The organism is Nocardia sp. CC227C, assembly GCF_030767025.1.
Classification (GTDB): domain Bacteria; phylum Actinomycetota; class Actinomycetes; order Mycobacteriales; family Mycobacteriaceae; genus Nocardia.
On sequence record NZ_JASITE010000016.1, the window covers coordinates 80,384 to 93,262 of the forward strand.

The window sequence follows — 12,879 nt, forward strand, 5'->3', positions numbered from 1 at the left end:
CTGGTCGCTGTGGCGCGGATGCCTCAGCGCAGCAACCCGAACCAATAGATCAGGGTGGCCAGAACGAAGACGACCACGGTTTCCATATCGCTCCCACTTTTCTTGCCGCACTTGTTTCCATGATGCCCCCAGGCACCGGCGGCCGACCAGGCCATCCATGAATCAAGATCGTGCGGCGACCGGATCGTGATACACGAAAGAGCCCGCCGGACCCGATCGGCCCGGCGGGCTCTACCCTCCGCCCGCGAAACCCGACACCCCTCGTGGCCGAGTCCCGCGTTCCCACCCCGACCCGCCGCCGTCGCTCCTCCCCGAGACGACCTGGGCGGGTGCCCCCCGTGGGGCCGTCGGGCTCGGCACCTCCCCGTGCCCGAGCCCGTCGGCTCCCGCTGTGCCCGTCCTGCCCGCCGCCTCCCCGCGGCCGAGCCTTCCGGGCATCCCCCCGGTCTTCCTGCCACCGCGGCGCCGGACCCGACACCCCTCGTGGACGGGTCCGACCGACAGTGGTGGTTCGTGTTGCCCGGGCACGACCCGACACCCCTCGTGGACGGGTCGTGCCCCGGCTCCCACCCCCGGTGGTGGCTCAATGGCAGACCGCGGCGCCGTCGTCGGGCGGCTGCGCGATCATCGTGTGTCCCTTTCGGTGTTCCGGGGTGGTACCGGGTGTTCCGGTATGAGACATACGATGTCGCGCTCGGCTTGGCACCCCCTTAACAAGATCTTGCAGCCTGGAAACGGCTGGGCCCCAACAGCACCGGCGTGGCCCCCGGCACCGCGGTCCGGCTCGGGGAGCGATGCGGCGTCGGTGTGTAGCTGTCGGATAGCGGTGCACTGGGGTTCCGCGCCCGGCAGGTCAGGGTGAAGGCAAGTGTGGTGAGCGTCGGATTCCTCGCGTGCATGGCATCTGTGTAGCAGAAACGCAGGTAGATACGTTCTGGACACGCACGTACGGCGTGGCGCGCGAAACGCCGATTCCGGCGGGTCGCGGCGTGTCTTCGTCTGCTGCTCGGCGTGTGCCGATTGGTAGCGAGTTGGTAGCGAGCTGGCGCAGCCGGATTGGGTATCGTGCGCGGCGAATTCGCTCGGAGAACTTCCTATTTCAGCATCGGCGGCATTTCACATGCCGCCGATGCCCTTTCGTATGCGCACCCGAGGAGGACCTGTTGAAGTTGTGGCGATCGCGGTGGTGGCACCCCGTGCTGCCGTTCGCCGTCCCGGTCCTGGCCGTCGCGGCCGGATCCGCACCGGCGCAGGGCGAGGTGATCACCGACTACCCCGTGGTCATCGATGTCAGCACCACCCCGGGCGGCCTGTGCGACGGCCCGCTCCGGGGCACCACGTCGGTCTGGTACCCGCCCGGCATCCCGCTCCGGGCCGATATCGAATGGCGGGTGCGCGCCGGTGACCGGCTGCTGCGCGGCGGTACCGCGCGCGTGGACGGCGAGGTGCTGACCATTCCGTTCGAGATCGCCCGGCACGAACTCCCCGCCTCCGGGCCGCTGCGGGTGGATGCCCGCGCCCACCTCCCCGGCGGCGCGGTCACCGAGTTCGGCATCCCGTGGCCGCTGCATCCGGTCCGGGAATGCGATGCGCTGCACGTGGTCTCGGTCGGCGACGCGGTCACCTGGGGTCAGGTGCTCGACCTGGAACACAAGTTCGCCCACCTGACCGCCGAAACCCTGGGCGCGCGGACCGGCCGCGCCGTCGAGCTGCACGACTACTCGGTGTCCGGCGCGGTCCTCGACGCACCGACCGTGCCCGCGGGCAATGACGACGCGGGCTGTCTCGACCAGCATTACGCGCGGGAGGTGTACGGCGAAGTCGCGATGGAGTCGGTGCCGCTCGACGAACGCGTGCCGGATGTGTTCTGCCAGTTGGAGCGCGCCGCGTCGGAGGCGGCGGCGGGCGGCTACCGGGTGGACCTGGTGCTGGTGAACGGCTGTGTCAACGATCTCGACCCCTTCTACGGCATTCCGCTCGGTGTCACCCCGGGCAGCGCCGACCTGGTGAGCGCCGTGCGCCGCGAATGCGGCGGCGAGGGTGCGGATCCGGCGAATCCGGCCGCCGACGTGCCCTATTACAGCGGCGCCAAGCTCGGCTACGGCGGCCGCGGCATGCGCGCCGCCCTGGAACGCGCGCACGGGCTGCCGGGCGCGCCGAAAGTGCTGGTGTCCAACTACTTGCACGGCTTCGACGCCGAACTGCCGCCGGACGATCTGCCCCGCTGGTCGGAGTTCGTGCGATTGTCCGCGGACGCTTTCGAGCGGGCGGCGCGTGAGGCCAATGCCGCCGCCGGAGTCGATTTCGCGGTGGCCGCGGACGGACTGGTGGCGCGCACCGGGGTGCCCGGCGGCACGAGTCGACTATGGCTGAACCCCTTCGGCGACGAGTCGGTCACGCTGCGGGCGCTGACCTGTCCGGAGTCCGATCACGAGGCCCCGCAGTGCCGTATCCCGGTACTGGGGACGCCCGACGTGGAAGGGGCGCGGGAGTACGCCGAGGCGTTCCTGTTGAATCCGCGCATGCGGGAGTGGTTCGGCGGGGGCGGGCCGGCGGGGGAGGGCTTCACGGTCTCCCACGAGTCCGGGCCGGTCGGGCAGACGGTGCATTTCGACGCCGCGGCGGCGGGTAGCGCCGCCCGCGAGTACGACTGGTATTTCGGGGACGGCATCCACGTCACCACCACCGCGCCGACGGTCTCGCACACCTACACCGGCCGCGGACCCCATCGGGCTCGGCTGGTGGTGACCGATGTGGAGGGCAACCGCACCATGTACGAGGCGGGTGCGTCCATCATGATCGGCTGACGGCTCCGTCGCGCAGCGCGGCCGCCAGTTCGGCGATGGCGGCATCGGTGACCGGATAGCCCGGGAAGTAGCAGCACACCCGGGAGATGGTGTCCCCGAACCGCTCTCGGATGGCGGCCGCGCACGCGGCTGGAGTGCCGCTGACGGTGATGGCGTCGACGAGGTCGTCGTCGATGCGCGCGGCCATCTCCTGCCAGCGTCCCTGTTTGGACAGCAGATTGAGTTCGGGCTGCAACTCGGCCCGCCCCTCCACCTCGAGGACCGGTCGATACGCCGGGGTGGAACCGTAGAAGGCCAGCAGATTCCGCACCGCCCGCCGCGCGGTCTCGATCTCCGCGTCCGTGGTGCCCATGGCCACGATGGCTTCGGCGATGATCTCGAAGGGACGCTCGGACCCGTCGAGGCCCTCGGCCACGGCGGGCAGCGTCCGCTCCCGGTAGTGCCGAGCGCTGTTGAACGGCATGACGAGCACGCCGTCGGCCACCTGCGCGGCCATCTCGGTCATCCGCGGCCCCAGCGCGCCGACCAGCACCGGCGGCACCCCGCACGGATTCGGTCCCGGGGAGAACTGCGGCGGCATGAGCGTGTGCTGCCAGAACGGTCCGCGATGGTCGAGCCGCTCCCCGGTCTGCCAGGATCGCAGAATGGCCTTGACCGCCAGCACACTGTCGCGCATCCGCTCCACCGGCCGCGACCACGTGCTGCCGTAGCGCTTCTCGATGTGAGTCCGGATCTGGCTGCCCAGCCCGAGCCGGAATCGCCCGTCGGACAACAGCTGTAGATCGTAGGCGGCGTGCGCGAGGTGAACGGGACTGCGCGGGAACGCCATCGCGACATTGGTCATGAGCGCGAGCTCGGGCACCCGGGTCGCGGCGACCAGCGGGAAGAACACATCGTTCGGACCCTCGAAGGTGAAGACGCCGTCCACGCCCAGTGCGCGCAGCTGCGCGGCCCGGGTGCCCGCCTCCAGGGCGGAACCGCCCAGCCACACGTCGATCGGCAATCCCACCGGTATCTCCTCGCTTATTCCACGCACCCCTCCCGGGACCGACGAGGGTGCAACCGGTCCCGGAAGGGGTGGGGCGGCACCGCGCCGGCAGGGAAGCACAACAGCGCGGTACCGGGTCTCGTCGTCCTACATGTCGGCGGTGATGAACTCCGCGGCCTTCTCGCCGATCATGTAGCTGGGTGCGTTGGTGTTGCCGCCGGTGATGCTGGGCATGATGGAGGCGTCGGCGACGCGCAGGCCCTCGATGCCGTTCACCTTCAGCGTCGGGTCCACCACCGCGCGCTCGTCCACGCCCATCCGGCAGGTGCCGACCGGGTGATAGATCGAGTGGATGCGGTTGGGCAGTTCCGCCCGCAGCGCGCTCTCGTCCATGAGGTCGGGGCCGGGCGCGAGCTCCTCGATGACGTCACCGGCGATCGCCTTGTGCGCCATGATCTCCCGGATGATGCGGATGCCCTCGACGAGGAATTCGGTATCCCGGGAATCGGTGAGGTAGCCCGGGTCGATGAGCGGGGAGGCGTACGGATCGGCGGAGGCCAGCCGCAGTTCGCCGCGGCTCTTCGGGTAGATGAGGCTGGGGAAGATGGTCAGGCCCGGCCGCCGGTCCACCATGTGCAGCTTGTCCTCGTCCTGGTTGGGGACCGGGTAGGACCACGGCAGGGTGTGGATCTGCATATCCGGGTAGTCGCCCTCGGCGAATGCGGTCTTGACGAAGCCGACCGCCTCGAACACCGTGCGGCCCATCCACGAACTGCCCGGACGGCGCATCTCGCGCAGGATGCCGCGCGCGAAATAGGTGGGGATGCCGCGGTGGATGGCCTTCTTGGAGATGTAGGTCATGGGTACGAACAGGTGGTCGTGCAGGTTCTGCCCGACCGGCAGGTCCGCGTGCACGTCGATGCCGAGGTCGCGCAGGTGCCCGGCCGGGCCGATGCCGGAGAGCATGAGGATCTGCGGCGAGCCGACCACGCCGCCGGAGACCACGACCTCCTTGGCGGCCCGGACGACCCGGCGCGCACCCTTCTTGTCGGCGACCTCGACGCCGGTGGCGCGGCCGTTCTCGATGACCACGCGGGTGACGTGCGCGTGGGTGACCACGGTCAGGTTCGGGTTCGGCCGGTCGGTGATGAAGCCGCGGGAGGAGCTGTAGCGCAGACCGTTTCGCACGCTCTGCTGGAAGATCGAGATGCCTTCCTGCGATTTCCCGTTGTAGTCCTCGATGATCGGCGCGCCGAGGGTCTCGGAGGCTGCGATCATGAACTCCTGGGTGATCGGGGTGAGGTCCTGCTGCCGGGTGACCTCGATGGGGCCGCCCGCGCCGCGTACGTCGGACGCGCCTTCTTCCCAGTTCTCCAGCCGCTTGTAGGCGGGCAGCACCTCGTCGTAGCTCCAGCCGGTATTGCCCTCGGCGGCCCAGGAGTCGTAGTTGGCGCGGTTGCCGCGCACGAAGAGCATGCCGTTCACGGAGCTGGAACCGCCGAGCACCTTGCCGCGCGTCATGGGGATCTTGCGCTCGTTGGCGTGCTTCTGCGGTACCGAGTACTGCTTCCACACCACGCGCTGCTTCAGCTGCGGCACGGTGTGCACCATGGTGATCATGCCGGGGCTGGTGACCAACCGGGTGTCGTCCTTGCGCCCCGCTTCCAACAGGATCACGCTCGCCCCGGCCTCGGCGAGGCGGCCTGCGACCACCGCGCCGGCGCTGCCCGCGCCTACGACGACGTAGTCGGCTTCGGTTGCGGCGTCCGCGGAGCGCGGAGAAGCGGTCATTTTCGTTACCTCATCCTCGAGTGTGCCTCTGATCACTGTAGAACAAGTTCTAGTCTCAGCACACCCGGCGGAACTTGTCCAGATTCATAGATCAACTTATGTGCGGGCAGTCCGGCTCGTTCTCACTCAGTGGGATGGATGCCCATGATGTGACAGGATGGGAACGGGTTTCACGACCGGTGCCGGCGGATAGCTGGGCGGGTCGATGTGCACCGCGGTGAAATCGGTGGCCGCGACCCCTGGCCCGCGGCCGGGTCGCATGGTTCAATCTGGTGTAGAACTTGTTCCATTTTCGCATCGTGGCGGCGACAGGCCGCAGGAGGAACAATGGCTGTTCCGTCGATACCGACCGGATTCGATTTCACCGATCCCGCACTCTGGGCGGACCGAAGTCCGGTCGAAGAATTCGCCGCGCTCCGGCGCACCGCACCGGTCTGGTGGAATGCGCAGACGCCCGAACAGGCGGCCCCCTTCGGCGACGGCGGCTACTGGGTGATCAGCCGCCTGGAAGACGTCAAGGAGATTTCCCGCCACCCCGATCTGTTCTCCTCGAACGAGAAGGGCGCGATCATCCGCATACCGGGTGACAGCACGCCCGAGCAGATGGATCTGACCCGTAATGCCCTGCTGGTCAATATGGATCCGCCCAAACACACCAAGATCAGGCGGATTGTCTCCAAGGGATTCACCCCGCGTGCCGTGGAGGGATTGCGGGCGGCGCTCACCGAGCGCGCGCACCGAATCGTGGCCGCCGCCAAGGAAACCGGCGGCGGCGACTTCGTCGAACAGGTCGCCTGCGAACTCCCGCTGCAAGCCATCGCCGAACTGCTCGGCGTACCCCAGGACGACCGGCACAAGCTGTTCACCTGGACCAATGAGACGCTGAACTACGACGATCCGGAATACGGCGGCGACTCCAACGCCGCCTCCGCCGAGATCCTGGGCTACGCCTGGAATATGGCCGAACAGCGCCGGGCCTGCCCGGTCGACGACATCGTGAGCCAGCTGGTGAACGCCGATGTCGACGGCGAGGCGCTGGGATCCGACGAATTCGGATTCTTCGTGATTCTGCTGGCCGTCGCGGGCAACGAGACCACGCGCAATGCCATCACCCACGGCATGAAAGCCTTCGTGGACAATCCCGATCAATGGGAGCTGTATCGGGAGCGGCGGCCGCGCACCGCGCCCGACGAGATCGTGCGCTGGGCGACGCCCGTGACCGCTTTCCAGCGCACCGCCACCCGCGATACCGAAATCGGCGGGCAGCGCATCCGGGCGGGCGATCGGGTCGGATTGTTCTACAGCTCCGCGAACTTCGACGAGGAAGCCTTCGGCGACCCCTTCCGATTCGATGTGCTGCGTGATCCCAATCCGCATGTCGGATTCGGCGGAACCGGAACGCATTTCTGTGTCGGGGCCAATCTGGCGCGGCTCGAAATCGATCTCATGTTCAACGCCATCGCCGACGCCATGCCGAATCTGAGCGAGGTCGCCGCGCCGCAGCGGCTGCGGTCCGGGTGGATCAACGGCATCAAACACTGGCCGGTTCGCTACGCGTAGTCCGGCGGTCGGGCACCGGTCACGAACTCGTTCTAGGATCGGTGCCCATGACCGACCTACGTGAGATTCCGCTGCGCACCCTGTCCGACGAACCCACCACCCTGGCCGACCTGGCCGGAGACAAGGTGGTGCTGCTGGTGAACGTGGCCTCCAAGTGCGGCCTGACCCCGCAGTACGCGGGCCTGGTGGAGTTGCAGCAGACCTACGGTCCGCGCGGCTTCACCGTGGTCGGCGCGCCCTGCAATCAGTTCATGGGGCAGGAGCCCGGCAGTGCCGAGGAGATCCAGACCTTCTGCGCCACGAACTACGGCGTGGACTTCCCGCTGCTGGAGAAGCTGGAGGTCAACGGCGAGGGCCGCCACCCGCTGTACGCGGAGCTGACCCAGACCCCCGATGCCGAGGGTGCGGCCGGGGATATCCAGTGGAATTTCGAGAAGTTCCTGATCGGGCGGGACGGCAAGGTGCTTGGCCGCATCCGCCCGCGCACCGAGCCGACCGACGCCGCCGTCACCGGCGCGATCGAGGCCGCGCTCTGATCAGGCTCGCCGTCGTCGGTAGCGCACGGCGCAGGGCTGCTCCAGCTGCACCACCATCTTGGAGTGGTCGTTGCGGTAGCTGTCCGACGGCTGTGCGAGCTCGAATTCCCAGTCCCGCAACAGGATCGAGAAGATCGCCTTCAGCTGCATGAGCGCGAACGCCGCGCCGACACAGCGGTGCCTGCCCGCCCCGAACGGGATCCAGGTCCAGCGATTGGCGAGATCCTCCTGGTTCGGATCCAGATAGCGGTTCGGATCGAAGCGGTCCGGCTCCGGGAAGTCCTCCGGGATGCGGTTGGAGACAGCGGGTGTCGCGGCCACCAGGTCGCCCGGCGCGATGCCGTGGCCGCACACCTCGAATTCGTCACGGGCGACCCGCATCAGGATGATGAGCGGCGGATGCAGCCGCAGCGTCTCCTTCAGCGCCGCCTCCAAGCGTGGAATCTGGCGCAGCGCATGGAAACTCACGTCCTGGCCGTCGGCGTAGAGGGTGTCCAGCTCGGCCACCACGCTGTCGAGCACCTCGGGATTGCGGAGCAGCTCGATGATCGTCCACGCCGCCGTGCCCGAGGTGGTGTGGTGCCCGGCGAACATCATGGAGATGAAGATGCCGGTGATCTCGCTGGCCGAGAAGCGCGGTTGCCCCTGCTCGTCGCGCACCGACACCAGCACATCCAGCATGTCCCGGTCCGCTTTGCCCTCCGGCGGATTCGCCATCCGCCCGGCCATGATGTGGCGCACCAGCTTCACCAGCTGGTGGCGGGCCTCGTCGCGGCGGCGGAAGCTGTCGATGGGAGCGTAGGGGTCCACGTAACAGTAGGCGTCGGTGCCCTGTTCCAGCTCGTGGTAGAGCCGGGCGAAGCGGGCGTCGAGCTCCTCGCGGAACTTCACGCCGATCAGGCAGGCCGAGGAGGTGTAAATGGTCAGCTCGGCGAAGAACTCGAGCAGATCGATCTCGCCCTCGTCGCCCCAGCGCGCGACCATGCGGTCCACCTCGCGGGCAATGGTGCTGGCGTGGCCGCGCATCTGCTCGGCGCGCAGGGCCGAATTGTGCAGCATCTCCTTGCGTCGCTCCGGCGGTGCGTCGAACACCACGCCCTCGCCGAAGATGGGCTTCATGAACGGGTAGGCGGCGGCTTGATCGAGCTCGTCGTCGCCGGCGCGGAAGAAGAACTCGTTGGCCTGCGCGCCGGACAGCAGGATCACATCCTTGTCGGCGAGCCGGAAGGAGCCGATATCGCCGCATTCCGTGCGGACCCGGCGCATGAGGGCGATGGGATCGGTGCGGAACTCCTCGAGATGGCCGTGTTCGTGTTCACCGCCGGAGACCTGTCGCGGTCGCACCAGAGTCATCGGAACCTCCCACAGTACTGGCGTTGGACACCTGTCTGGACGGTACTACGGAAGGCGTTGCACGGCAAGGGATCCCGCCGAATTCGGTGCCATTTCGAAAGCTCGGCGCGAGAATTCAGTTCGGCAGTACGAGCCGAGCCGACTTTTCCAACTGATCGGCGATTTCGATATAGGACGCATAACCCATTCCGGCGCGTACCAGCGCACCGGCATAGAGCGATTCCAGCGTCTCGACGATTTCCGGATCGGCCTCGGAGCCCAGGGCGTTCACGAGTCGATTGCGGATCTCGGTGCCGATGCGCAGCCGCAGATGGGCCACATCGGGATCGGTGCCGAGCAGAGCGCTGGTCACCGCGCCGGCCAACGCCGGTTCGTCGGCCACCAGCACGGCGATCTGGCGCAGCACCGCGATCACCCGCGCGGTGGGGGCGGCATCGGTCTCGGCCGGCGGCTCGGTGGCGGCCAGTCGCCGCCAGAACAGCTCCGCGACCAGGTGTTCCTTGGAGGAGAAATAGGTGTAGGCGGTGGCGGTTCCGACTCCGGCGGCCGCGGCCACCATGCGCACCGTGAGGCCCGCGAAACCCTCGCGCGCCAGCACCTCCATCGCCGCCCGGGTGAGCTTGTCGACGGTGTCGGCCTGCTTCTCGGTGAGGCGGCGGCGGGTGGCCTCCATGCTCACCACCGGACGGGCGGAAAGGGAATCAGACACGTGTCTGGATGCTACTATGGCTCGGCTCCCCGAGCAACTCGCACGATGTTCGCGGGGTACCGATGCGGGTGCCCCGGAACCGTTTTGGATGAGGCAGGCAAGGATTTCATGACACAGGCCGCCGCGGGGATTTCCGCCGCCACCGCCGAATTGTTCGCACTCGCCGAACAGGCCACCGGATTCATGCCGCCGGAGGAGGGTCGCGCCCTCTACGACGCCGCGCGCGACCATGCCGGTGACGGCGTCGTCGTCGAGATCGGCACCTACTGCGGGAAATCCGCGATCTATCTCGGCGCGGCCGCCCGGGAAACCGGGGCGACCGTCTACACGGTGGACCACCACCGCGGCTCCGAGGAGCACCAGCCCGGCTGGGAGTACCACGACACCGGCCTCGTCGACCCCGAGACCGGCGTCTTCGACACCGTGACCGCGTTCCGCCGCACCATGGTGCGCGCCGGGCTCACCGACACCGTGGTCGGCATCCTCGGTTCCTCCACCGCCGCCGCCCGTATCTGGCGCACCCCCGTGCGCCTGCTGTTCATCGACGGCGGTCACACCGAGGAAGCCGCACAGCGGGACTACGACAACTGGGCGCACTGGGTGGCGGGCGGCGGTCTGCTCGCCATCCACGACGTCTTCCCCGATCCCGCCGACGGCGGCCGGGCGCCCTTCCACATCTACCGCCGCGCGCTGGACTCCGGGAAGTTCCGCGAACTCTCGGCGACCGGCTCGCTGCGCGTCCTCCAGCGCACCGCCGCCTGCAACTGAGCGGGACCGCACGCGAGCGACCCCGCCGTGCCGTTCGGGCCGCTCGCACCCCCGGAACCCCAGTATGCCGGGAGTGCGTCTGACGCGTTCTGGGCACGAATCGCCGTAGGCCCCGGCGGGCATGCGCGTCATGCGCTCCGCGCCCGGTGCGGTGGCACGTGTCGGTCGGTCGGCGGCGTGACGTGCCTGTCGGACCGTGCGCGTAGCCTCGGGAACGTGGAGGGATCGGTGTCCGCGCCCGCTTATCGGGAGCGACCGTCGGCGGCGGTCGCGGGAGCCGTGGTATGGACGCGGACCGTGCGATCCGCGGTCGAAGCGCCGGTGTTACCGGACGGGTGCATGGATCTGCTGTGGATGGACGGCGAATTGCGCGTCGCCGGCCCGGATACCCGGGCGCGGGAGGTCACCTTGGCGGGCGGGACGCGGATCGCCGGGATTCGATTCGCCCCGGGGACGGCCCCGGCGTTACTGGGGGTGCCCGCCCACGAATTGCGGGACGCCGGTATCGAAATCGACGCCCTGTGGTCACCCGCCGAGGTGCGCCGGGCGGGCGAGCTGGTGGGGGAGTCCGCGAATCCGGTGGCCGGATTGGAGGCGGTGGCCGCCGCACGGGCCGCGGTCGCCGAACCGGCCGATCCGGTGGTGCGGTGGATCGCGACGGAACTCGCGGCGGGCAGGTCGGTGGCGGAGACGGCGGCGGCGACCGGGTTCGGCGCGCGTCGCCTACATCGGCTGTCACTGGCGAGCTTCGGCTACGGGCCCAAGACACTGGCCCGGGTGCTGCGGTTGCAACACGGTCTCGCCCTGGCCCGCGCGGACGTGCCGTTCGCGGAGGCGGCGGCCCGCGCGGGTTACGCCGACCAGTCGCACTTCGCGCGTGAGGTGCGCGACCTCACCGGAATGCCCCTGCGCCGACTGCTGACGGCGCAGGGAACCGATCAGGCGTCCAACGCGGCGTAGAGGTCCACGCCATTGCCGTCAGGATCGTGCACCACCGCGTAGCGCTGCCCCCACACGGCGTCGAAGGGTTTCACTTCGGCGTGGTGGCCCGCCGCGATCAGCTCCTCGAAGAGGCTGTCGACGTCGGCGGGTGAATCACAGCGGAAGGCCAGGCTGATGCGGCCGTCGCCCTGCGGCGGTCGCCAGTTGGGATGGAACGAGGCGATGACCGCTTCGGTGTCCAGGGTCAGGCGGAAGCCGCCCGGCAGCTCGGCCTCCACATGGCCTCCCCCGAGGACGGGGCCGAACTCCAGTCCGAGGCGGCGGTAGAAGGTGAGGCTGGCGTCCAGATCCGAGACGACCAGGCCGATGACATCGAGTCGAGGTGCTTTCTTGGTCATGCCTCGACGCTAGAACGGCCACCACCCGGCGTCTTGAAGAAATCGGACAGCCGGGCGCGCGCCGCCCTATTCGCCGTCCGGGTTCCACACGATGCGTCCGCCCTGGAAGTCCTGGGCCTTCCCGTCCTCGTAGTCGTACTCGTCGCCGGTGGGCAGGCCGTAGCGGCCGTTCTCGCCGCCCGCGGCGACCCAGCGGTCCCGGATCGCGCCCCACACGATGTGCGTGCCGGTGGCCTTGGACCAGTACACGGCTCCACCCTCGAAGAGGTTGTAGCGGCCGTTGCCCCTGTTGGTGTTGGCCTCATCGCTGATGGGGAAGCCGAGAGGGCTGTTCTCCCAGCCGACCGCACCCCACTTGTCGCGGATGACGCCGCCGACGTAGTGCGCGGCGGTGCCGACCGACCAGTAGACCGAGCCGCCCTGGAAGTGGTTGTAGCGGCCGGGCTTTCCGAGCGTCGACTCCTCGTTCGTCACGGGGTACCCGAGTGTGCCGCGCTCCGACCCCAGCTGCCGCCACTTGTCCCGGATGAACCCGGCCACCGCGTGCGCGCCGACCGCGTCGTTCCAGTAGATCGACGCGTTGCGCTCGAAGTCCTGGTACCTGCCGCCCGCGGCCGCGTCCGCCTCCGGCCCGATCGGATCGCCCAGCGCCCCGGGACCGCCCAGCGCGTCGTATTCGACCTCGATGGCCCCGCCCACCTCGAAGGCCCCGACCGGCCGCGCCGCCGCGCCGTTCGCGCCCAGGACCAGGACCCCGGCCGCCGCCACGGCCAGCGCGAGCGCGCTCCGGGCGCGCGGGGACGACTTGCTCTCGCGACGAATCGAACTCAACGCACTACCTCGGATTCCAGGCTGGACAGCTACCGCCGCCATCCTCCAAGGCCCGGCCGCGCTCGGCAAGACGGGAAATCGGACGTCTTCCGAGATCACATCCGGATTCCGAGATCACGTCCGGATTCCGGGGCGGTGGCCCGGACCGCTGCCGACCACCCGCGAGGGAGTGGATCGACTTCGGCGGGTGAGCGCC

11 protein-coding genes are annotated in these 12,879 nt (G+C 68.9%); 5 read left to right on the plus strand and 6 right to left on the minus strand.

Features of this window, described 5'->3' with window-relative positions:
* The first annotated feature begins 1,163 nt into the window (after nt 1–1,163).
* Nucleotides 1,164–2,807 (plus strand): PKD domain-containing protein, encoded by a 1,644-nt coding sequence (locus tag QMO76_RS27995; RefSeq protein ID WP_306364331.1) that lies wholly within the window; start codon nt 1,164–1,166, stop codon nt 2,805–2,807.
* On the opposite strand, the gene QMO76_RS28000 is transcribed toward QMO76_RS27995, so the two are convergent.
* A complete protein-coding gene (locus QMO76_RS28000) occupies nt 2,794–3,810 on the minus strand; it encodes a TIGR03617 family F420-dependent LLM class oxidoreductase (protein ID WP_306364408.1) in 1,017 nt (338 codons plus the stop codon). The genes QMO76_RS27995 and QMO76_RS28000 overlap by 14 nt on opposite strands.
* 132 nt (nt 3,811–3,942) lie before the next feature.
* A complete protein-coding gene (locus QMO76_RS28005; protein ID WP_306364332.1) occupies nt 3,943–5,586 on the minus strand; it encodes a GMC family oxidoreductase in 1,644 nt (547 codons plus the stop codon).
* Between the two features lie 327 nt (nt 5,587–5,913).
* Here QMO76_RS28005 and QMO76_RS28010 point away from each other — a divergent pair, with 327 nt between their 5' ends.
* Both QMO76_RS28010 and QMO76_RS28015 read left to right on the plus strand, forming a co-directional pair.
* On the plus strand, nt 5,914–7,146 hold the full coding sequence (locus tag QMO76_RS28010; protein WP_306364333.1) for a cytochrome P450: 1,233 nt from the start codon (nt 5,914–5,916) through the stop codon (nt 7,144–7,146).
* Between the two features lie 47 nt (nt 7,147–7,193).
* Complete coding sequence (locus tag QMO76_RS28015) at nt 7,194–7,682, plus strand: glutathione peroxidase (RefSeq protein WP_306364334.1); 489 nt, start codon at nt 7,194–7,196, stop codon at nt 7,680–7,682.
* Here the strand turns inward: QMO76_RS28015 and QMO76_RS28020 are convergent, their stop codons facing one another.
* Nucleotides 7,683–9,035, minus strand: coding sequence for a cytochrome P450 (locus tag QMO76_RS28020; protein ID WP_306364335.1), 1,353 nt, complete (start codon nt 9,033–9,035; stop codon nt 7,683–7,685).
* Between the two features lie 115 nt (nt 9,036–9,150).
* Nucleotides 9,151–9,714 (minus strand): TetR/AcrR family transcriptional regulator, encoded by a 564-nt coding sequence (locus QMO76_RS28025; RefSeq protein ID WP_306364409.1) that lies wholly within the window; start codon nt 9,712–9,714, stop codon nt 9,151–9,153.
* 138 nt (nt 9,715–9,852) lie between these two features.
* Here QMO76_RS28025 and QMO76_RS28030 point away from each other — a divergent pair, with 138 nt between their 5' ends.
* Together QMO76_RS28030 and QMO76_RS28035 are read left to right on the plus strand one after the other, a co-directional pair.
* Nucleotides 9,853–10,512: a class I SAM-dependent methyltransferase gene (locus tag QMO76_RS28030; RefSeq protein WP_306364336.1), complete on the plus strand. Its 660-nt coding sequence runs from the start codon at nt 9,853–9,855 to the stop codon at nt 10,510–10,512.
* Between the two features lie 279 nt (nt 10,513–10,791).
* A complete protein-coding gene (locus QMO76_RS28035) occupies nt 10,792–11,472 on the plus strand; it encodes a DUF6597 domain-containing transcriptional factor (protein WP_372342108.1) in 681 nt (226 codons plus the stop codon).
* Here QMO76_RS28035 and QMO76_RS28040 read toward each other — a convergent pair.
* Together QMO76_RS28040 and QMO76_RS28045 are read right to left on the minus strand one after the other, a co-directional pair.
* A complete protein-coding gene (locus tag QMO76_RS28040) occupies nt 11,451–11,852 on the minus strand; it encodes a VOC family protein (protein ID WP_306364338.1) in 402 nt (133 codons plus the stop codon). The genes QMO76_RS28035 and QMO76_RS28040 overlap by 22 nt on opposite strands.
* 66 nt (nt 11,853–11,918) lie before the next feature.
* Entirely contained in the window at nt 11,919–12,683 is a 765-nt protein-coding gene (locus tag QMO76_RS28045; RefSeq protein ID WP_306364339.1) for an LGFP repeat-containing protein, read from the minus strand.
* Between the last annotated feature and the right edge of the window lie 196 nt (nt 12,684–12,879).

Bases quoted from the DNA above. Each gene is read 5' to 3' on its own strand.
- QMO76_RS28005 (WP_306364332.1), bottom strand. From the start codon at position 5,586: ATGACCGCTTCTCCGCGCTCCGCGGACGCCGCAACCGAAGCCGACTAC.
- QMO76_RS28010 (WP_306364333.1), top strand. From the start codon at position 5,914: ATGGCTGTTCCGTCGATACCGACCGGATTCGATTTCACCGATCCCGCA.
- QMO76_RS28015 (WP_306364334.1), top strand. From the start codon at position 7,194: ATGACCGACCTACGTGAGATTCCGCTGCGCACCCTGTCCGACGAACCC.
- QMO76_RS28020 (WP_306364335.1), bottom strand. From the start codon at position 9,035: ATGACTCTGGTGCGACCGCGACAGGTCTCCGGCGGTGAACACGAACAC.
- QMO76_RS28030 (WP_306364336.1), top strand. From the start codon at position 9,853: ATGACACAGGCCGCCGCGGGGATTTCCGCCGCCACCGCCGAATTGTTC.
- QMO76_RS28040 (WP_306364338.1), bottom strand. From the start codon at position 11,852: ATGACCAAGAAAGCACCTCGACTCGATGTCATCGGCCTGGTCGTCTCG.